Source organism: bacterium, assembly GCA_020444065.1.
Taxonomy (GTDB): domain Bacteria; phylum Sumerlaeota; class Sumerlaeia; order SLMS01; family JAHLLQ01; genus JAHLLQ01.
The window spans coordinates 56,324-78,176 of the sequence record JAHLLQ010000008.1 but is presented as its reverse complement, the minus strand read 5'-3'; the positions used below and the strand labels follow the sequence as shown (position 1 = coordinate 78,176).

Genomic DNA, 21,853 nt, shown 5'->3' with positions numbered 1-21,853 from the left:
ATCGCGTCGACCCGCGGAGGAACTTCCCGGCGTAGTGGGTTGTCAAAGGACCCAGACACGGATCGGGGAGCAGCGGTGGAGAGATCGATGATTACGATTATGGTGTTGGTTCTTGGACTTGCCGCCGCTGCGCGGGAAGTCTTTCCTGATCCGACAAACTTGCCCGAGCCCATTGCTGTCATCTTTCATGAAGGCTGCTGGGGAGGCGGGTTTCCCGCCAGGCACCCCCGTATTGTCGTATACGAGGACGGTTCCTATATCAAGGGGGTACGCTGGCCTGATCAGTTGGGCGCCGAAGGAGGCGAGCTGAATCGGGTCGAGTTGAAGCGCCTGAAGAAGCTGATCGGCGATCTGCAGAACTGCCAGGGCTTGGAACCGGCGTATGATCTTGCTCCGACCGTCTGCGATCTTGTGTACACGCGCCTCTTCGTGCGCCAGGGCGATCGCTCGACCACAGTGACAATCTATGGGATATCACCAAACAGAAAATGGCTGCCGGTCTGGAATATGGATGACTTTGATATCGGAGCCGACCGGCTGCCACGGCAGCTCGCAGCTCTCTATCAAGCACTCTACGCCATCGAGCCGATGGAGGAGTCATGGCGGCAGCCTCCGTGGACGGAATTGAGACTCATCAAGGATTGGAGTCAGAACGATCCCGTGCCGGAATTTCAATGGCCTGAAGATTGGCCGAGGCCGCGAAGTCTGCACGCAGTGGACATCGCTTACCGTCGAGAAAGACAAGTACGTGCGATCATGGACAACAGCGACGTTCCGATTCTCCGGGCGAGGCTGAACATGATGCCTCACGATGGACAGAGGGTCCTGGCCTCGGATAGTCAATGGCGGTTGGAATGGCACTGGCCAGCCTATCCGCATGAGGAAATGTGGCGGGAGGCATTTGGCACGGCCCCCACAGCCAGCGCCGCCCGTGAGGAGTCTCCCTTTCCCCAAGTCCCCCGCGCCTCGACCAGGGCTTGCCCTCGTCCGGGGGGGTGAAGTAGGCCCTTGAACGCATGAAAGGGGGCCGCGGTGGACTCTCCGCTGGTGTCGATCATCATTCCGGTGCGAAACGGCGAGCGTGAGCTCGCCCGGTGCCTGCGTGCGATCGAGCGCCTCGAACGGCTGGACGAGGCCGAGGTCCTGGTGGTCGACAACGGCTCGACGGATGGCACAATGGATGTGGCCGCCGGGTTCGAGTTCGTCCGCGTGCTGGAGGAGCCGAAGCCCGGTCCGGCGTGCGCCCGGAATCTGGGGGCGCGAGAGGCGCGCGGCGAGTTCCTGGCCTTTACCGATGCGGACTGCGAGCCCGATCCGCGCTGGCTGGCGGACCTTCTCCCCCACCTGGAGAAGGACGAGTTTCTCGGAGGTATCGGCGGAACGATCGTCGCCGGCGAGACGACGGCGTTGCCCGCGCTGTACATCGATTGGCGAAAGCTCTATCGCGCCGAGCAGATGTTCTGGGACCAGCCATACAGCCCGCCGTTCTTCATGACGGCGAACGCGATCTATCGCCGGGCGGCTTACGAGCAGGTCGGCGGCTTCACCGAGGAACTGTGGCCGTGCGAGGACGCGGACTTCTCCTGGCGAGTAGCCTGGGCCGGTTGGAAGTTGTTACAGTTGCCCGATCGCGGGCGGGTCGTGCATTACCACCGCGAGACGGTGCGGGCGTTTGCTCGCATGATGTATTTTTACGGTTGGGGAGGCGGCGTGCTGTTCGCGCGACATCGCGAGCGATTCGGCGGGCGGCATTGGGTGGAGTGGGCAACTTACTGGCGCCTGTTGAAAGGCATCGCGAAGATTCCCATTTGCCCGGTGGTTTTCCGCGATCCGTTGCAGAAGCGGCGCGGTCTGTTCGATACGATCCTGTACGCTTCCTTCATCGCGGGACGATGGCGGGCGGCGATTCGAAATAAGGTGCTGATTTTGTGAGAAACGATGAACCCATCGCCTTCTGGCCACGTGTGGCGAAGTTCTACGCTGTGCGCGCGTGGATGAACATCCCGCTTGGGTTGCTGGCGTTGCCGTTTCTTCTGGCGGGGACGCTGGTGCGCGGCTGGTGGATTCGTCGCAACCGTCGGCCGGAGAAGGATTGCAATGGCTGGAAGGTCGTCTGCGTCTCGCACGTTCCGTGGGACCACGTGTGGCAGCGCAATCACCACACGATGTCGCGCCTGGCGGAGCGCGGGCACCCCGTGCTATACATGCGGCCCGTGTATCTGCACGTCGTCGCGCGGTGGCCAACGTGGGTCATTCACGATCCGGCCAACCCGGTGCCTCCGGGCGTGGTTTCGCTGAACCCGGCGATGATCCCGGGCGGATCGCGCTACGAGTGGATCGATCGGTTGAATGCGTGGTTGCTGGAAAGCGAGGCGCTCTATCGCGGCTTCAGCAAGGACGTGCTCCTGTGGTTCTACTATCCGGCGCACGAGCGGCTGCGCGATCGGCTCGCCCATCGCGCGTGCGTTTACGACATCCAGGATGAGTACAGCGCCTTCGAGTGGGCATCGCAGTCGGTGCGGGATGCGGAGGTTCGGCTGCTCGATACGGCCGATGTGACGTTCCCCGGGACGTATGCGCTGTATGTGCGCAAGAAGCCGTCGAACGGCAATTCGCACTTCTTTGCCTGCGGCGTGGACGTCGATCACTTCGGCACAGTCCCGGACGATGTGATTCGCGGCGAAGATCCCTCGCGCCCGCGGCTGGGGTTCTTCGGAGCGATCGACTCGCGGACCGATCGCGACATTCTGATTCGGCTGGCTGAGGCGCATCCGGAGTGGGATATCTTTATGCTCGGCCCGATCGACAGGACTCTCTTCGACATTCCCGATCGGCCAAATCTGCACTTCACGGGGCCGATTCAGTACCAGCAACTGCCCGCGTGGCTGCATGGATGGAACGTCGCGTTGATGCCATGGGCGCGCAATGATTTGACGGAACACATCAACCCGACGAAGACACTGGAGTACCTCGCCGCGCGCAAACCCGTTGTGGCGACGGCAATTCCGGACTTGAAGCAATTCTACTCCGATGTATTGTACCTCGCGGAGGACAGCGACCAGTTCATCGCCGGGTGCGAAGCGGCACTGGCGAATGAAGGCGAGGATGAGGAGCGCCTCGAGCGCGGTCTGCAGATGGCTCGTAAAGCATCGTGGGACGGCGTTGTGGGGCGGATGGAGGAACTCATCAACGAGGCAATCGCACACCGTGAACGCTGACACGATTATGGCGAACCCCAAGGTGCGAATCACGCTCTCAATCTTGTTGGGAGTGTGGCTGGTCATGATGCTCGTAAGGAGCATCAGCGAAATCGCCGACATCAACGATTTCGAAGTTTATTACTTCGCCGGAGAACTGGCGGCCGATCACGATCCGCGGCTGTACGAACTGAAGTCGCCGGAGAAGAATCGCCCGTTCCTGTACCCACCGGCAGCCGCGATCATGTTTATTCCACTGACGTGGGTGCCACAAGTCGTCGCGGGAGTCATCTTCTCTTTCCTCAAGGTTCTTGCGGCGGCGATTCTTCTGGCGGGCGCGATCAAATACAGCGCCGCCGCTCCGCGCGGCCCGACGTGGGCGCTGCTGTTGATTGCGGCGACACTCTTCCTCAACTATCGACCGTTCAACAACGACTTCGGCAACGGGCAGGTCAATATCGTCGTCGCCGCGTTTGCCGCGGGCGGCGTGTGGATTATGATGACCGGCGAGAAGCGCCTGTCATGGATCGGTGCCGTGTGCCTCTCCGTCGCGGTGGCATTGAAGCTGACGCCTCTGCTGCTGTTGGCGGTGCCATTCCTTCATCGCAAGTGGCGCGATTTCGGGCTGACCTTGATCTTCAGCGTCTTCCTGCTCTTTGTCCTGCCCGTCGCATGGTTTGGCAGCGACGCCATCGGACCGATGAGAGAAGAGTTCAACGCGGAGTCGATGGAAAGCCTGATGAGCGCGCGCGGAAGCGATCGCCAGGTTTCAATCAATGAAATGCTCATCTTCACCATCGCGCAGGTGAAAGCCGATCCGGATCTGATCCTCGAGGATGGCGACGAGTTGTATCGTTTTGAGAATGGCGAGAAGATTCGCGTCCGTCTGCCACCACCTTTCAGTGATCGTACGGCCAAGTTGATCTGGCTAACGGAGGGACTGCTCGTCGGCGTCCTTTTCCTCGTTGGTCGATGGATGCTCTTCCGCGGACGGAAGTTCGATTGGACGTGGGACCTGGCGATGTTGTGCGTATTGATGCTGCTGCTCTCGCCACTCGTTCGCAAGGCGCACCTGGTAGTGCTGGCCGTGCCGATGGGCTGGATCGTCACACGGATGGGAATGGTGTGGCATCAAGCGGGAACGCTCAAGGACGCATGGAAGCAACGCCGCAATCTGTGGATCGGTGTCGGGACCATTCTGGCACTCAGTTACGCGTCAGAAGAACTGCCGATCCCGGTGCCGGGACTCTTCCCCATGCCGTACCGGCCGGGGCTGTTCCTGCTTTGCATCGTGCTTGTAGTAATGCTATGCGCGATGGCCACGCTGCAGCCCATGGAGGACTCACAGTAGCGATTACCGCACGAGCTCCGTTTCCTGCGAAACCGATACGTCGCCTGTGTCGATCACGCCGTCCATATTGCTGTCTGCGTCGAGTGTCGGGTCTGCGAATCCGAGCAGTATGTCTGCGATATCGGTCGGTGTGAAGAGCGGCGGAAGAACGTTTACGGTGACTTCCGTGAACGCTTCGTTGCCCTTCGAGTCCGTCGCCGTCAGTCTGATCGTCGTCGGTCCGCTATCACTAAACTCTGCAACGAGGTTCGTACCAGTGGCGGAGAACTGCGAATCGCCAATGATGGACCAGACCAGGCTGTCGCCGAAGAGCGAGCCTTCCTCGAGATCGTATGCTGCACCGGAGAAGGTAACGGGCACATTGGCAAGGAAGGCCAGGTCTTCGGGGTCGGGCTGGACGATGGCAACAACCGGCGGCTCGTCCGAGAGTTCGATGGCCGCTGTGGTATCGGACTTCGTATTCCAGCCGTCGCTGGCTTGCACGATGAACCGGCCGGCAGCGCTGCCCGGCAACCCATCGGTAGAGACCTCTGCCGAGCCCGTATTCGCAATGTTCGTCAGAATCGGTAGAAGCGTTTCACCGTCGTCCGGAGTGTAGAAAACATCCACAAAAAGCTCTTCTGCGCGGCGGGTGTCGGCATCGGTCGAAGTCCATTCAAGCGTGAATGGCTGACGTGGCAACGTGCCGCTCAATGTCGTCGTGATGCTCATCGTCGGCGTGGCCGGACTCGGACCGAGCCGGCCGATTTCAGAACCGTTCTTCGTGACGATGATGCCCGTTGCCGCCGCATTGTCCTGTAGTACGGCGCTGAACCCGAAAACTCCAGAATCACCATAGCCGCCGATCTCTTCGCCGGTAGCGACAATAGTGCTCATCGTTTCGACTTGCGAATCGGGATAAAGAGGGACGGAGTCAAGAATCGCATCGCCTGCTCCGACGAGTGCGATGACATAGTCCGACGGGACGGGCGAATCGTAGCGCACGGCCTCGCCATCCTTGCGGACGATTGGATCGAAGGAAACAGCGTCGCCGGTTCCAATGGCGCCAGTCACGATCACGTGCGTGTTCAATGCCTGCGTCGTTACGGTGTCGATCGCTCTGCTACCCGAGGGCTCGGTGCCGCCAACGTTCAGGAAGATGCGATGCCAGGCCTGGCGCTCGACCCATGCGTAGTTCTGATTCCCCATGAAGTCCACGACATCGAGTCTGCTGCCGGCCTGTGTACCGATCTGCGCCGGTCTGTTCGATCCTGGGCCAACCCCGGTCGGCGAGTAGGCGAAGTCTTCCTCGAAGACCAGAATACCGGCGTTGGTGACCTTGGTGGGATCGGTCGGACGTGGGTTGATGTCGTCGCTCAGATCGCCGTCTGCGTAGGTGTCTCCGAGGTCGAACGGATCCGTGTGACCAAACTCATGGGCGAGTGTCTTGCCACCGTGCCCAAGGCGCCCACCCGTTCGATCGCGGACGATTGTCACCTTTGGAATACTGGGATAAGTGTAGCCCTTGAGTGTACTCTGCGAAGTTGCCGATTCGAAACCGGTGGCACCGCTCATGAAGCCCGCGCCATACTCCGGCGTCTTGCCGCCGGGAAGTCGCGTCCGAGTCCGGCGCTCGTTTACTTTGACAGCCATCTCACGTTGCTTGCCACTGTCCCACGGAAGCTGGTCGAACAAGATGGGTGGCATCATTGTCAGATTCTGGGCAAACGCCTGCGGATCAAATGGGTAAACATCACCGAGGAACTTCAGTGCCGCTTGAACATTTGAACTGGTGGGAAGTTCCAGGCCTGTCCCGCCATTGGCCGGTGGCGTACCGAACGAGGCAAAGCCAACGGTAAATGGCGTCGTACGTTGGAAGTAGAAATCGCCCAGCATGATATGTCCGCGGCGCCCTCCCGATGTGTCCTCGAGGATCGCCTCGACGGGAATGATGCCTGCGGGGGGAGTAAACACAAACTCCAACGCATTGTGTCCCAGTCGACGCCCCGGCGCATCGCCGTCGTAACCGGCGAATGGACGCATCAGGATGTCTTTCCGCTGGGGCGCAACGTTCATGACATCGTTGACAACAAGGTGACCGCCGAGGCGGTGCTGGGCATCATTTCCCGTGTTTGCGAAGATTCGAACCGCTGTCGGCTTATTGGCGACGAGATAGGCCGGATCATCCGGAATCGCATGGGTCAACACGCCGATCGCCCACGGCGATAGAGCCGACGTGTTGTCCTGGGAATCCGTCACGGTTGCCGTGATGATGCCCCTGTTGGAAAAGGAGCCGATGTTGACCGTGTAGTCGCCATCGCCATCGGCTGTGCCAGTCAATTCGTATTCCTTCGCCTGTCCCCAATAGCCATCCTTTGTGAATTCAATTCGATCCGTGAAGACCTCCACAGTCCCATTGGCGATGGTTGAAAGTGGAATGCGCGTGGTCGAACGACCAGGCTTATACAAGAAGTCCAACGTTGGTGTCTGGATCGAGTCATTCGCGCCGTCTTCGAGGTAAATCGCACCGCGTTCGTTCAGATGAATGGAGTTCTGTGTGAATTTGTTGCGTCGGGTATTGGAATCGCTGGCAAGGATTCCGCGCTGCTTGTTGTAGTGGATGATGTTTTCTTTGATGATGGCGCGCTGGGCTCCATCGCGCAGCCAGATTCCGTTTCGCGTGTTCGCAACAACATCGGCCTTGTTCATCCCACAGCCGATGTGATTGCGATAGATTTCAACGTGCTGGGCATTTGATTCGACGCGGATGCCGTCCCCACCATTGGCAGAGATCACGTTGCCACGTGCATCGAAGCCATCTTTCCCGATGGTCGTATCGAGGATGTTATCTCCCAACACTCGAACGCCTGCGGCACCATTTGGTTGAGCTGCGCGCCCGCCGGACATGGTGCCGATGATGTTGCCTTGGATGTCGATGCCAAAGATAGACGTATCTGCGCGGCTTGACGGTGCTTCCACGCGAATACCATCGCGCGTGTTGCCGGAGATAACGTTGCCTTCGTCGAAGCGAGAGCGGTCATCATTTGCGATGCCATTATTCGTGCCACCGATCAGCAGACGGTCTCCCCCTGCGCCGTTGGGTCCCATGATATGAATACCATCGTTGTTTGGGAACGGATTGATGCTATTCGAATTCGTCCCGATGTAATTGTGCGTGATTCGTACGTTAGCAACAACTTCGTCGGAGATATAGATCCCAGCCTTTGTGTTACCGGAGATCACGTTGCCGGCGTGCGGCTCAGAAGTCGTTCCGATCTTGCCGTCACGCAGATTGCTGAGCTTGATACCATTCTCCTTGTTCGGAATGGCGATTGTCTGCATCGGATCGAGACCGATAATATTGTTGTAGAGTGCCCAGCCGGAGGCTTCGTCTTTGATCTCGATGCCGTTCTTCCAGTTGCCGGAAACCACATTGCGCCGGGCTGTATCCGTGCGGCTTCCGATGGTCACACCTTTGACGTTCGAGCCTTCAATGCGGATGCCTGCTTCGAGGTTGCCGCGTTCTTCCGTCGCGTCGCTGTTTGCGCCGATCAGGTTTCCCTCAATCAGGATGCCGCGCAGTTCCTCCGTGCTCTGTCCTTCCGTCGCCACGTAGATTCCCGCAAGGTGGTTGCCGGAGATCACGTTGCCTTGCTGTAGTGCGCCGCCACTCTGGCCATCCATGAACGCACTCGCACCTCCAATACGCAGCGTTTCATTCGCCGGCGGCGGCGATGCGATCCACACGCCATATTCGTTGCCCTGGCGCCCGGATCCGTTTGGAAGGAGGCCGATGTAGTTTCCGAAGAAATCGACGTCATAGCAGTGATTCTCGAACTTGATGCCGGACACGTCGTTTGCAGACAGGAAGTTGCGGCCAGACGTCAGTTGTTCCGACCCCAGTCGGATATCATGACAGCCGGAGAGGAGAACGCCGTTCTTCAGATTCGGCCGGAAGGAGTCGCCAGCCGGGTTCAACCCAAAGGTGCCGGCGCGGACTTCCACGCCGGAGACATTGCGCATGTAGAGACCATTCTCCGTGTTTCCGGAGCTGACGACAGCCTCTCCTTCCTGGAATCCGCCAATGTCGATGTTCGACAAGGCGACCGCGTTGCCGCTTTCCGGACCGAGAATCTCGATACCATTGCCTTCGTTCTCGATCGTGAAGCCAATCTCATCCTGTCCGGAGTATAGATTGCGGATCTTGATGTCCGAAGGGACGACGCCGGTGGCATCCACGCGAATACCAGGCCCTTTGTTGCCGGCAAAGGAACTTCTCATCTCTTCGCCGGTTGCGAAGACGATATTGTGGGCTCCATTTGTGATCAACATCCCACCCGCGAGATTCGGGTAACGCGATGAGTAGAATTGCCCGCAGATGATCTGACGGAGCTCGATGTTCTGCACATTTGGACCATCGAAGACAAGACCCCAGCCCTTGGAGCCATTCGTGGAATTCGGATGATCGAGCAATCCGATGATCACACCATCAACGTTGCCAGACACGTGAATTACATCGCCGCCAATGGTCTGGAGATTGTCTCCCCGCCCACGGTCGCCCATGTGGTAGTGCTCGAACAGCAGGTTCTTGATGGGATTCTGTGGGTCGTCGCCGTTGATGAAGAGCGCGTGCTTTCCATCGCCGGTCGCGTTGATTTCATTGTGCGTATTCAGGCGACCCGTGTGCGATGGATCGGGCGTGTAGCCGAATCGATTGTTTTCGGTACCGCCACGAATCTCGATGCCGTGCCCCTGATTGGGCTGCAAATCGGACGACAGAATGTCGACCCAGCCGATAATGAAACGCGTGAAGTCATTGTTGTTTGTGCCCTTGCCCTGGACAAGCAATCCATCGGCTGCATGACCGCCAATCGCGATCACACCGTTCGGTGTTTCCCAACCCAGCTTGTTGTACGTCGAGCCACCCTGCACAACCATCCCGGGACCGGTTCCGTTGCCTGGCCAGACGTCTTCCTGCTCCGTACCTCCGATAACCAGGGAGTGAAGAGTATTCTTGTGTGCGTTGTCCAGCAGCACGCCGCCCAGGGAATTCCCGGCCGAGTAGGAGATCGCGCTGTCATTGCCTGCATCGCCGATCCGATTCGCCCAGGCTCCTTCGTCGATGCGGATGCCCCACTGCTGGTTGCCCATGATCGTTTTGTTCTCGTCCACGCCGGCGCTCAACTGGATCATCGTGTTGGAGGACACATCGTCACCACTAATCAGGAACCCATTCATTTGGTTGGAGTATGAGAAGATATCGCTCAGGAAGTTGTGCGCCGATCCATCGGACAAGAGGACACCGTTCTGCGCGTTGCCACTCGAGGCAACGCTCCGCACGACGGCTCGTTCGGCCTGCGTCAGTACCAATCCGTTTCCTGCGCAGTTCTTGATGAACATCGCCTCGACCGTGCAATCGTCCGCCCAGATACGAACGCCGGTGCCGGGGAAGTTCTGCACCGTGAAGCCATGCACGGTGTAGTTGTTTCCAACCAGCAACAGGCCGGCGTTATCCGGATCGGCCGACAGCGCACTGCCGTCGATCGCATTCGTCGAACCCGCCTCGATCGTATCGCCCGAATCCGTCAGCGGCGGCAAATAGTCGCCCAGTCCGATCAGGCCACCCTCCCCGATCGCGACTTGAATGACATCCGCAACGCCGGCGCCGTAGTCGCCGCTGACGAGCGAGATCTCATCCGGGATGTCGGGGTTCGGGGATTCGAAGGGAACGCGCTGTCCTTCGGCGATCAGGATCGCCTCGCGCAGCGTCAGCGCACCGTCGGGCGCGTCGCCATCATCAGCAACGTTCACGGTAATGATGCCCGCCAGGGCGGGGCTGAAAAGGAAGGAAAGCGCCAGAATCGAAAGGGCCGAGCGGCAGAGGTGTCGCATGGTAGGGCTCCCATTCCAGCCTACAACGGGAGGAGCCTTGCAGGCCGGAGAGAATCGGCCAGAGGTCCGGGTACGAACCGAGACAGGTCGGCATGACGCCAACAGTGGGCTGGGATCGATTGCACCCAACCCGGCGGATATCGTACCTGTACCCCTAACCCTAAGTGAGGCAGCAAGAGATGTTCCCTTATATTACCAGGTGGGCATATGAGTCAAGCGTGCTGAAGTACAAGACTGAGGCGGCTTTACTTCAACGACACAGTCCCCTCGAGGAAGCGCCCCTGAGGGGCCGGATCGGCGCCATTGCCGAAGACGCGGTGTCCACGCAGATAGACAGCCTCGACGGTGCCGGAGACCTCGATCCCGGCGTACGGATCATAGTGACCGACGGCGGCGCCGGCGGGCTGGATCCGATAGCTCTTCGATGGGTCGAGGATCACCAGGTCCGCTTCGCTGCCGATCTGCAGCGATCCCTTGCGCGGGTAGAGGCCCGCCAGCTTCGCCGGATCGGCACACGCGCACTGGCTCAGGCTTTCCAGCGTCAGGCGCCACTTGGCGACGCCCTCCGAATGCAACAGGGGGAGAAGGTGTGTGATGCCCGTCCCGCCGCCTTCGGCGCTCATGGCATCCTTCTGGCCCTCGCGAACTTCTTCAACTGTCCGCGGGTGATGGGCGGAACTGACCATGTTGAGGAGTCCGTCGTCGAGGGCGCTCCACAGCGCGTGCTGAGCGCCGCGACCGCGCAGAGGCGGCCACGCGAACGGCAGAATCGCCGCGGTTTCCTCGTTCAGCATATCGGTGTTTAGAACCATGTGCGGCAGCTTCGCACCGCCGATCAGGCGGGTGCCGCGTTCGCGCAAGCGCTGCAGTTCGACGAGGCTCTCGGGGCAACTGAGACCCAGAACGACGAGCCGCGAGCGCGCCTCGTGCAGCAACGCGTCGTAGCTTCGCAGCATCGACGCTTCGATCCACTCGGGGAAGACGCGCGTGTAGTACTTCGGCCCGATTCGACCGCCGGAACGCAGATCCGTCCGGAAGTAGTGCTCGAACAAGGGATCGGATGGCGTTGTAATCGCGTAGCTGGATTCGGGCAACTCGCGCATCACTGCGTGAATCAATGTGCCGCCGGGCAGGGGGCTGCTCAGGCCGGCACGCGCAATCCAGACGGAGGACAAGCCGTTTCCAAGGGCCGAACGCAAGTGGCGCCGGCGATCTTCCGACCAGTCCTCGACAAAATAGTGGTACCCAAAATCAATGGAGGCAGTTTCTTCGTCTTCGGCCTGACGGCGCGCCAGATCTTCGGTGAAGTTCCCACGCAGATCCCAACTCTGCGCCGTGATCATTGTCGTGATGCCGCCGGCCAGTGCCTCGGAGGTCAGTTCGGCCACGCTGTGTCGCGACGGGGGGTAGAATTCACCCTCACCCAGAAGCGAAACACCCAGATCCACGAGCCCCGGCAACACGTACTTGCCGGTACCGTCGAGTGTCTCCGCCGCTTCGGTGCCGTTCAGTTGGCCAATGTGTGTCACGACGCCATCGGTCACGCCCAAGTCGGCGCGCATCTCAAGGCCATCGGTCACCAATGTCGTATTGCGAATAAGAAGGTCGATTTGCAACTTGGCCTCCGTCAAATAACCCCAATCGAGATGCGAGGAACTCAGCCGTTTTCGGCAGCGGCCTCTGCCGCGAGTTCCTCAAAGGTTCCCATGTTACGGTACTTCTCGAAGCGCTGGTCCATCAGTTTGTCTATGGATAGCTTCTTCAACGCCTTCAAATTCTTAGTCAACGCTTTCCCGACATTCTCGAATGTCTCTTCCGGATGCCGGTGCGCGCCGCCGAGCGGTTCGGGAATAATGTCGTCGATGACCTTCAGGCCGAGCAGGTCGGAAGCCGTCAGCTTCAACGCTTCGGCGGCCCGCGAGGCCATGGCGGCGTCCTTCCACAGGATGGCCGCGCAGCCCTCCGGCGAAATCACGCAGTACCACGCGTTCTCCAACATCAGCACGCGATCGGCAAGTCCGATGCCGAGCGCTCCGCCACTGGCGCCCTCGCCGATGATGACGGCGATGATCGGGACCTTGATGCCCATCATCTCCTGGATGTTGAAGGCGATGGCCTCAGCCTGCCCGCGCTCCTCGGCGCCGACGCCGGGGAATGCCCCGGGCGTGTCGATGAAGATCAGGATCGGCATGCCGAACTTATCCGCCAGGCGCATGACGCGCAGGGCCTTGCGATAGCCCTCTGGGTGCATCATGCCGAAGTTGCGAGCGACGTTTTCCTTCGTGTCGCGGCCTTTCTGCTGGCCGATGACGACGACGGGTTCGCCGCCGAAGCGCGCCATACCGGTGATCACGGCGGCATCGTCGCCAAAGCCGCGATCGCCGCTAATCTCTGTAAATTCAGTCGTCAAGGCTTCGATGTAGTCGAGAGACCGGGGGCGGTCCTTGTGGCGCGCGAAGAGCACTCGCTCCCACGGCGACAGCTTCGAGTAGACGTCTTTGCGCGTCTTTTCGAGCTTCTTCTCCAGCTCCGGCACCTGGGCTTTGGCCTCCTCATCGCCCTCCTCCGCCTTGGAGCGCGCTTCCTCCAACTCGCGGAGGACTTCATTGATCGGTTTCTCAAACGGGAAGGTCTGCTCAGCCACAGGCGGCTCTCCCAGCAAAAGGATTCCCGGCGGTATCGAGGTGATGCCAGGGCAAGAAACTGATTCTTAACCCCGATCACTCCCCGGAGCCAAGCCGATTCCTGGGACGAATGGAATTCCTCGGCGGAACGAGGGGGCCCGGACTGAAGGCCGATTGACGCCCGGCTATTTGGCAGGGGATGGTCCCGAAGGGACTGGGCTGGATTGTGGGTGGATGGTCCGGATGGCTCGACAGGTGCAGACCTCGATGGGTTCCTATTTCGACAACCGACACGGCGATAGAGATTGCTACGTGGGCGTATCCCTTGAACCTCAGAGACAGAAGAGCCCGGGCGAGCAGGAATTGATTATTATGATCGGGCTTCAGGCTTCCGGGAAGTCGACTTTGGTTCGGAGGTACCTGAAGGGCACGCACGTCTGGGTCAGCAAGGATCACTTCCCCCATCGAAAGAACCGCCAATCGCTCATCGAGAAGCTGATCGCAGAGAATCTCGACAAAGGCCTGTCGGTAGTCGTGGACAATACGAATCCCCGTGCGGAAGATCGCGCTCCGCTGATTGCACTGGCCCGAAAGAGTGGAGCCCGAGTGGTGGGGATCTTCCTGGCAGCGCCGCCGGAGGATTGCTTGCGCCGCAATGCTCTTCGAGAAGGAAAAGAGCAAGTTCCCGAGAGAGGAATCCGCGCGACGGCGAAGGTACTCCAATCGCCCGAGTGGTCTGAAGGATATGATCAATTGCTCCGGGCCGAATTGCTGCCAACCGGCGATTTCAAGATCCGAGAATGGGAGGACGAGTAGTGAATCCAAGTCACTTTGAAGATAGAATGCGCGCCCTGGAGTATTTCCATTCGATCGTAATACCGCCTGAAATGTGGGTTGTGGTTCGAGTCGATGGGCGGTCCTTCTCGAAGTTCACTGAGAGCCGGTTTGCCAAACCCTTCGATGAATCCTTCCGAGATCTGATGGTCGAAACCGCCCAGGCGCTTCTCGAGGAAATGGGTGGTCTCTATGCATACACGGAGAGCGATGAAATCTCCGTCCTGTTTCCTCTCGAATGGGATTTCTTCGGCCGCGAATTGGAAAAGGTTGTCTCCATCTCGGCATCCATCGCTGCCGCACGATTCACATTGTCGTGCGGGGAGGTCGCGCATTTCGACAGCCGAGTCTGGATAGGACCGAACTCGGGTACGGTGGTTGATTACTTCAGGTGGCGACAGAGCGATGCAACACGCTGCTGCTTGAATGGGTGGACTTATTGGACGTTACGCGAAGAGGGGAAGACCGCAAAAGAAGCAACGAGTCTCCTTGAGAGCCTCGGGAAGGATGAGAAGAACGAACTCCTTTTCGAGAGAGGAACCAATTTCAATGACCTGCCACTGTGGCAGCGACGAGGAACTGGGCTCTACTTCGAGACCTACGCGATGGAAGGATTCAATCCCCAGACGGAACAGGCCGTTTGGGCCGAACGGCGCAGAGTGAAGATCGATCAGGAACTCCCAATGAAGGACGAGTACTCGCGCTTCATCTCGCGCTTCATGGAAGAGTTAGCAGGATAGGACACTGCCTCATGCCGACCTCACCCCCCCCACAGCTATCGATAACCCTATTGCGCTCACAACTGATCGTTTTTAGCTATTCCACAACCTATCGAACAATTGTTATCGTTACAATATCCAGCTTGACACAGCCGCCTCCCGAGTCCCTAGCATGCGATCGTTTGGGGGAAGGGAAACGGCCGTGGACCTGCCATGCGATCGGCGGGCTTTGGGTTCCCCTCCTGCAATCGACTCCATCCTGTTCGGAGGATCGGCATGCGCCTATCGTCACTCTTGCAGCGTACAAGTCTTCTGCTGAACCGCGTGGTGGTCGTTGCTGCGCTGCTGTGCCTCATAGCGCTGGGCGCCGTCGCGCCGGGCCATGCTTCTGCACAGACGCCCATCTGGTCCGACGAGTTCAATGGGGCGGAGATCGATTCAGAGACATGGACGTACGATGTCGGCAATTCGGGCTGGGGGAATGGGGAGTTGCAGGACTACACGGCGCGGGCGGAGAATGCTCGCGTGGAGGGTGGCAACCTCGTTATCACGGCCCGCCGAGAAGCCTCGAACGGCAGCCAGTTTACTTCCGCACGACTGAAGACCCACGGTCGGTTCGCCTTTCGGTACGGCGATATCGAAGCGCGCATCAAGGTTCCCGATCTGGCCGAAGGTCTGTGGCCGGCATTCTGGTGCCTGGGGAATAACTTCGGCCAGAACGGATGGCCTTCGTGCGGGGAACTCGATATTCTGGAAATGGGCATGGAGTCCGCCCGACTGGATGGCGTGACGAATCGCCGGGTCAGCGCGGCAGCCCACTGGGATTACCAATCCAGCTACGCAAGCCATAGTCTATCGACAGATGCGGCGGTCGATCTGAACAACGACTACCATCTCTTCAAGATGAGTTGGACGCCGACGATGATCGAGATGTCGCTCGATGGCGTCCCATACTATTGGCTGGACATCAGCGACGCCGAAACGAATTCGCTGGAAGAGTTTCACGCTCCTCAATTCATCATTCTGAATCTCGCGGTCGGCGGGTGGAATTTCGTGAACATTACGAATCCCGCGCAGATTACGGCGCCCTTTCCGGCCGAGATGATGGTGGATTGGATTCGCATCTACGACAATGGCTTCACGGAACTCTATCCGACGGGCAACCCGGTGGAAACGGGCACGTTCGGCGTCTTTACCGACACGACGCCGGTAACGAATGCGCTGACGTTCGGCACGAACGCGGAACTCTATCTGTGGAACAACATGACGGAGGCTACGACGACTCCATTCGAGGGCGACAACGCGTGGTCGTTCGACGTGGCGGGCGGCGCGTGGTTCGGCATGGGCGTGTACTGTACCGTCGATCGCAACATGAAGAACTACTCTAATGGCAGTCTGCACTTCCACATGAAGACAACCACGACGCAGACAATCGACATCGGACTGGCCAGTTCAGCCGGCGGGGAAGCGTGGGTTTCTCTCACTAATGGCGGCGACGAGTACGGTCTCGTTCGCGATGGCGCGTGGCACGAAGTGACGATCCCGCTCAACGCCTTCTACAACGTGGATTACAACGCGATCCTGCAGATGTTCATGCTGAAGGGCGACGCCCCGGCCTCTTCGTTCAACGTGTCGATCGACAACGTCTACCTGGAACCAGACGGCGCAAAGCCGACACCTTCTGGCGGTGACTTCGGAATCTTCACGGAAACGCATCCGGTCGTCGATACGTTCGAGTTGGGCGTGGATGGCGACTTCTATGTGTGGGAGAACACGCTGGTGCCCGCCACGGGATCGCCGATCGAAGGAACTGACTCATTAGCTTTCGAATCGGCAACAGGACTGACCTGGTTTGGCGCCGCATTCACTCCGAACACGCTGTACGATCTGAGCGCCTACGATAACCAGGATGGGCTGTTGCACTTCGCGATGAAGTCCTCCAGCAGTACGCCCTTCAGCATTGGAATGAAGAGTGGAAACCTGGATGGCATCGGCCAGAAGTGGATTCGCTTTGAAGCTGGCAGCGACCCATACGGGTTTGCGCGCGATGGCCAGTGGCACGTGATTGAGATTCCCACGGTGGACCTTGGACCAGAGGTGGACTTCTCCAACGTTTATCATCTGTTCCAGATTCTTGGGACAGAAGGTGGCATCGGCGATATCGAAATCGACGATGTGTACTTCGCCGGAGGCACCGGTCCGACGCCGACGCCTTCCCCAACACCAACTCCGTCCCCGACACCCGATCCGAATGCAACGCCGACGCCGACGTTGACGCCCTCCCCCACTCCGTCACCAACGCCAACCCCTTCGCCGACACCAGTGCCGGATTGCGGTTCGAGCGCAAACGGCGAAGTCTACTGGTGCGTTTCGCCGCTGAACGCCGGTGTGGCAACAGTGACGATGGAATCCCAGGTGGGTTCGATCTGGGCGGACATTCATTACAAGCTCAACGAAGGCGGACAACAAAACCTCCGCATGGTCGACCAAGGCGGCGGCGTCCACACCTGGGATGTCAGCGGAAGTCACGGCGACATTCTGGACTTCTTCTTCACGTACGAGTCCAGCGCCCTCGCCTACGATACGGAATGGTTCCAGGTAATCCTGTCGGACGGTTCCATCCCCACACCTTCTCCGACTCCGACGCCCGCCCCTCTGCCGGGTGACGAGGATGGTGACGGCATGGTGACGCTGACGGAACTCAATGCTGTTCTGCTGGCCTATCGCGGCCTTCTGCCCGCGCCTGCCAGCGCCGATATCAATCCAACAGACGCGATCATCACGCTCACGGAACTCAACGCAGCGATCGCCTCATATCGCGCGGGGTCGGCCCGGTAACGCTCCTTTGACTTGCTCCCTGCGGATGGAGGGCGGAATACGTCCTGGCAAAATACGTTGGAGGAGCCACCCATGTCTCTCCGGAGAGTCTTTACTGCGCTGCTGGCGGCAAGTGCCATTGCGTCGTGCGCCTGCGGGACAGCTTCAAGGAAGAGCGCGGTTCCTGAAACCAAGGAGCCCTCTATGTCCGCCCGACCAACCTTCCTGACCTACGATGCGCCTGATCGCCAGTACGTCGACTTGCTTTCAAGGCTCGGCGTCTCCATGGATCCAAAGCTGGCAACGTTTGGAATCGCTCGGGGACATCTGGCGAGTCAGCGCGAAGGCAAGGTCTTCATGGCGCCCATGCTGCGGGCTGAGGTCATCGATCCGCAGAATGGCGCGATCCTGGCCGGAGGACTCGAAGGCGATCTGCAGTCTCGCCGCGTCGCGTGCCATCCGTGGGGATTCGAGGAATTCGCCGAGGAAAACGGAGTCGGCATCGCGTTCCGCGTCTCCTACGCCGCAATGGATGTTGTTGCCGTGAATGTCGAGGTGACGAATCGCCGTGACGCATCGATGGATCTTGCCATGCGATTTGAGAGTGCCTGTGCCGATGGTGCGGAAGATGCCATCGCAACGTGCAATGGCGAGACCCAGACGGTGGCCATTGCGCAGACGTCCAGGCCGACCTCGCAGTGGCAACTTCGGCCCGAGCCGGACTTCCGAATCGTCACGCTGCTGCGCCCGCAGTTCGACTTCGAATGCGACGGGCTGATCGGCGAAACTTCCTGTGCGGCAATCACGCCGACGTTCGAACTGGAGGCTGGTGAGTCGCGAGAGTTTCCCCTGCTACTGACGGCCGCGAGCCACGATATGCGGACAGAGACCGAGAAGAACAGCGAGGCTCTGGCAAGAATTCTGTCCATCGCAACACGGCGACTGGATGAAGCGGCAAAGCGCACTCCACAGGAGATCGTCGAAGCAGCGCGTGCGCGTTGGGAAGCGCAGTTCGCCGCCTACGATCTCTCTCGCATCGAGCCCGAATATCACGGGCTGGTGCGCCAGGCGATGACGATCCTGCTAAAAAACTCGATCGCCCCGCAGCTCGAATGCGATTTCGGCAGCCAGATGCACGGATTCCTGGGAACATTCCCCGCGCGCCACGGATACGAGGCCTTCTGGATTTGGGACTCTGCCAAGCACGCGTGGGGGTTCGCGGAGTGGAACACGGCGCTGGCGCGGGACAATGTACTTGTGATGCTCAGCAACCAGGATCCGGAGACGGGCCAGCTCTACATGGTGCATCCAGATTCGCGCATTGCCAGCACGCAACCGCCATTATTCGCCAATGCCGCGATGTTGATCTTCGAACGGGAAAGTCCGACGCATCCGCTCGCGGCGCGCGAGTTTCTCGCAGACGTGTACGAGCCGCTGGCAAAGTGGAACGCGTGGTGGTTTGCCGAGTGCGACACGAATGGCAACGGCCTGATGGAATGGCCGAACAACCTCTGCAGCGGGTGGGACGATTCCGCGCGCTGGGATACGGATCGCAAGGCCGGGTGGGGAAATGACGATGGTGCGGCGAAACTCGATGCAGTCGATTTGAATTCGTTCCTGGTCGCCGACATGCGCGAACTGGCGCGCATCGCGACGGAGCTCGGGCGCAATGAGGAAGCGCGGGAATGGCAGGGAAAGGCCGATCGCCTTGCGGAACTCATCGTCGAGAATTTGTACGATGAACGCGACGCGTTGTTCTACGATCGCCACATCGAAACGGACGAATTTGTTCGCATCCCGACGCCGGCCAGCTTCATGCCGCTGTGGGCCGGCGTGCCGTTGGATGCAGAGCGCACGCGGGATGTGCTGCAGAGGCATCTGCTGAACGAGGCGGAGTTCTTCGGTCCCTACCCGTTCCCGACGATCGCGTACTCGCACGCGAAGTACGACGCAGCGGGCGCGAGCGGCTACTGGCGCGGCCCCGTGTGGCTCGACCAGGCGTTCTTCATGCTCGCCACGCTCGAACGCCACCGTGACGTGCTCGATCCCGACTATCGCGAGCGAATCGACGAAGCCCGCCGCCGGATTCTCTCCATGGCCATGATGAACGGCATTCACGAAAACTACAACTCAAAGACCGGCAAACGCGGCGCGAACTCGAAGGAACACTTCTCCTGGTCCGCCGCCAGCCTCATCGCCATCGCCGCAGGCGAGATGTGACAGGTAAGCTCACGGCACCCTCAGCACCTTGTCTGAATACCAGAAGTAGTTGCATGCCCCGGGCAGAACTAGACGTTCGTATAGCACGCCATCAAATAGGCATGTATGCTCGGCCCAATCAAGGAGAACGGGAGACTTTTCGCGCCACGTTCAGCGGCGTTGAGAACTCCTCATAGAAGTACACGCGTTGCCCTGGAAGGGGTTCGCCGCTCCTGGGTTTGTCATTTACAGATGAAATATGAAAATAGAGCTTGTTGTTCCCCTCTGATCGGATGAACCCAAACCCGCGCTTGGGATTATAGCGCTCCACCTTTCCGGAAAGAAGGTACGGATCCTCAAAGTACTCCTTCTCTTCGTTCAGATGGGAGTCATCCTCACTTTTCGTCGAATTGGGACCTCGCTCTTGCGCCGAGCCGCAGAGCGCTCTCGTGAATGCCTTCTTCTGATGCAAGCTTCTGAAGCCTGAGGCTTCAGAGTCTATGGCATTCTTCACGGATTGAATTGCACTGCGAAGGGCGGGCTCAAAGGATTCTGGATGAAGAAGCTCTCGGCGAAGAGATGCACAATACGCCTCCATCTTCTTCGCAGAGAGCATGTTTGGGAGATCCTCGCCTCCCAAAGCTCTTCTGATCAGGAGCGCAAGGTGCGGCCGAAACCTCTTCTGAATCCCCCTCAGCCCTCCTCCCCTGTACTTCTTCTCTACCAGATTCCAGATGAGTGCGCTTGTGTGGTAGGGAGCGAAGGAATGCCCATCAACGAACATGGCTCCCTGGAATTTGCTTAGGCTCTGTCCATAATATTCGTCACAGCTATGCGGTTCCTCCAAGAATACGGCGATAAAGGATTTTATCTGAGCAGAGGGAGTTATTACGTCCACCGGCCTCACATCCTGGCCACTATATTGCTTCGACCGGCGCTCGTAATAGAGGAGAGGCCTCTTGTCCTCGCCTCGACAAGCTCGGTAATATTCCTCAAGGTCCTTGTGAAACGGTGTAAGGGAATGAAATGCCTCCTGGAGAACCGTAGTCTGCCGGTTGTTCGCATACACGATTTCGGAAATCACATCAATATCATCCGTGACTATGATTCGCACGGGAAGGTGGACTGCATCAGATACGAGATTCCGTGCCGAGTAGAGAATATTGCTTGTTTGGCACCCGTTAACAATCTGGAAATCCGTCAAGCGGAAGACTTTGCCGGTCTTCAATAGATCTCTTGCTACGATCGTCACTCCGTTGTTCAGAAGACAGAATCGATCACTTCGGCATTCATCCCGAATTGTGTCGTAAATCTCTTGATTTACCTGATTCATGCCCTGGAAATCGCGCACGTTCTCGAAGAATATGCCTCGTGATAGGTTGCCATCTCCATCGCTAATAAGTTTGACAAATTCCTTTGCTGATACGACTCCAAGGAGTGATTCCCGGACCTTGGTAACAGTGGGTATGTCACAGTACTGATCAAGCTCGACGGTTTTTACGCTCTTATTCTTGAGCTCCCTGTAGTAGACTTTGATTCGTTCTCGATCTACCATTTGGAAGGTCACATTTGAGAAAAGGTCCGTCTCAAACAATTCATGCTCAATGCTCTTCCTTCCGTGCTCGATGTTCTTGTCGCCCTGTCAGGTCCCTGTGGAGACAAAGAAGACATGACACTCAGGACTGTTTGAGAATCTTATGCTGTTCTTATACAGTTCATCCTTGAGCCTGCAAAAAACGCGCACCTTGTCGGTCATCGGCTTATCGGCAGATTCGGAGAAGAAGGCAGAGACTCCGTGGCCAAACTTGAGGATATCGCCTAGCGAAAAGGTCGGGCTGGTCTTCGCCTGAGTGAATATGAAGTCGACGGAGATGTTCTTTCGATTCTTAATGATCCCAGCGAGTTCGGCCTCTGTCGATATGAGGTTGCCGTTGACCAGGATCGCAATGCCATCGATATGGAAATCGTCTCCTTGCCCTGTATCCATGCAGTCGACATCGACACTCCCAGGCGAGAAGCGGGAGAGGATGGCGTAGTTCACCAGCTTCTCAAAAGCTTCAGCATCAGGAAGATCGGTCAGCATGTGATCTTCCTTAAAGTCCAGCAAGTAGCCCTCGATGATTTTGTCGAGCATTTTGGAGCCCCCTCCCGAAATCTGCTAGCGTTAGCGGCAAAGCCATTTCATTTACGCCTCCATCTCAAAATCCCAGTCGGACCGCAATCAGAGAATTCGCGGATGAC

13 protein-coding genes are annotated in these 21,853 nt (G+C 58.7%); 8 read left to right on the top strand and 5 right to left on the bottom strand.

Annotated features, from left to right (window positions below; translation table 11 throughout):
• Positions 1-87: 87 nt before the first annotated feature.
• The 4 genes from KQI84_17085 to KQI84_17070 are packed head-to-tail and all read left to right on the top strand — an operon-like array spanning position 88 to position 4,548.
• Positions 88-999 (top strand): hypothetical protein, encoded by a 912-nt coding sequence (locus KQI84_17085; GenBank protein MCB2156594.1) that lies wholly within the window; start codon positions 88-90, stop codon positions 997-999.
• 33 nt (positions 1,000-1,032) lie between these two features.
• On the top strand, positions 1,033-1,932 hold the full coding sequence (locus KQI84_17080; protein ID MCB2156593.1) for a glycosyltransferase: 900 nt from the start codon (positions 1,033-1,035) through the stop codon (positions 1,930-1,932).
• A complete protein-coding gene (locus KQI84_17075) occupies positions 1,929-3,218 on the top strand; it encodes a glycosyltransferase (protein MCB2156592.1) in 1,290 nt (429 codons plus the stop codon). The genes KQI84_17080 and KQI84_17075 overlap by 4 nt, the downstream gene beginning before the upstream one ends.
• Positions 3,208-4,548 (top strand): DUF2029 domain-containing protein, encoded by a 1,341-nt coding sequence (locus tag KQI84_17070; GenBank protein MCB2156591.1) that lies wholly within the window; start codon positions 3,208-3,210, stop codon positions 4,546-4,548. The genes KQI84_17075 and KQI84_17070 overlap by 11 nt, the downstream gene beginning before the upstream one ends.
• 3 nt (positions 4,549-4,551) lie before the next feature.
• Here the strand turns inward: KQI84_17070 and KQI84_17065 are convergent, their stop codons facing one another.
• From KQI84_17065 to KQI84_17055, 3 genes are all read right to left on the bottom strand, one after another.
• Complete coding sequence (locus tag KQI84_17065) at positions 4,552-10,419, bottom strand: right-handed parallel beta-helix repeat-containing protein (GenBank protein MCB2156590.1); 5,868 nt, start codon at positions 10,417-10,419, stop codon at positions 4,552-4,554.
• A 245-nt stretch (positions 10,420-10,664) separates the two neighbouring features.
• Positions 10,665-12,035 carry an amidohydrolase family protein gene (locus KQI84_17060; GenBank protein ID MCB2156589.1) on the bottom strand — a complete coding sequence of 457 codons (1,371 nt, stop codon included), beginning with the start codon at positions 12,033-12,035 and terminating at the stop codon, positions 10,665-10,667.
• Positions 12,036-12,076: 41 nt separating this feature from the next.
• Positions 12,077-13,063: an acetyl-CoA carboxylase carboxyltransferase subunit alpha gene (locus KQI84_17055; protein ID MCB2156588.1), complete on the bottom strand. Its 987-nt coding sequence runs from the start codon at positions 13,061-13,063 to the stop codon at positions 12,077-12,079.
• A gap of 247 nt (positions 13,064-13,310) precedes the next feature.
• Here KQI84_17055 and KQI84_17050 point away from each other — a divergent pair, with 247 nt between their 5' ends.
• The 4 genes from KQI84_17050 (at position 13,311) to KQI84_17035 (ending at position 19,633) form a co-directional block, all read left to right on the top strand.
• Positions 13,311-13,859, top strand: coding sequence for an ATP-binding protein (locus KQI84_17050; protein ID MCB2156587.1), 549 nt, complete (start codon positions 13,311-13,313; stop codon positions 13,857-13,859).
• Entirely contained in the window at positions 13,859-14,617 is a 759-nt protein-coding gene (locus KQI84_17045) for a tRNA 5'-guanylyltransferase (GenBank protein ID MCB2156586.1), read from the top strand. The genes KQI84_17050 and KQI84_17045 overlap by 1 nt, the downstream gene beginning before the upstream one ends.
• A gap of 255 nt (positions 14,618-14,872) precedes the next feature.
• Positions 14,873-17,434, top strand: a complete 2,562-nt coding sequence (locus tag KQI84_17040; protein ID MCB2156585.1) for a glycoside hydrolase family 16 protein — start codon at positions 14,873-14,875, stop codon at positions 17,432-17,434.
• Positions 17,435-17,617: 183 nt separating this feature from the next.
• Positions 17,618-19,633: a hypothetical protein gene (locus KQI84_17035; GenBank protein MCB2156584.1), complete on the top strand. Its 2,016-nt coding sequence runs from the start codon at positions 17,618-17,620 to the stop codon at positions 19,631-19,633.
• A 118-nt stretch (positions 19,634-19,751) separates the two neighbouring features.
• On the opposite strand, the gene KQI84_17030 is transcribed toward KQI84_17035, so the two are convergent.
• Positions 19,752-21,206, bottom strand: a complete 1,455-nt coding sequence (locus tag KQI84_17030; protein MCB2156583.1) for an AIPR family protein — start codon at positions 21,204-21,206, stop codon at positions 19,752-19,754.
• 48 nt (positions 21,207-21,254) lie between these two features.
• A complete protein-coding gene (locus KQI84_17025) occupies positions 21,255-21,746 on the bottom strand; it encodes a hypothetical protein (GenBank protein MCB2156582.1) in 492 nt (163 codons plus the stop codon).
• Positions 21,747-21,853 lie beyond the last annotated feature (107 nt).

Bases quoted from the DNA above. Each gene is read 5' to 3' on its own strand.
- KQI84_17035 (MCB2156584.1), top strand. From the start codon at position 17,618: ATGTCCGCCCGACCAACCTTCCTGACCTACGATGCGCCTGATCGCCAG.
- KQI84_17025 (MCB2156582.1), bottom strand. From the start codon at position 21,746: ATGCTCGACAAAATCATCGAGGGCTACTTGCTGGACTTTAAGGAAGAT.
- KQI84_17065 (MCB2156590.1), bottom strand. From the start codon at position 10,419: ATGCGACACCTCTGCCGCTCGGCCCTTTCGATTCTGGCGCTTTCCTTC.
- KQI84_17085 (MCB2156594.1), top strand. From the start codon at position 88: ATGATTACGATTATGGTGTTGGTTCTTGGACTTGCCGCCGCTGCGCGG.
- KQI84_17050 (MCB2156587.1), top strand. From the start codon at position 13,311: ATGGGTTCCTATTTCGACAACCGACACGGCGATAGAGATTGCTACGTG.
- KQI84_17040 (MCB2156585.1), top strand. From the start codon at position 14,873: ATGCGCCTATCGTCACTCTTGCAGCGTACAAGTCTTCTGCTGAACCGC.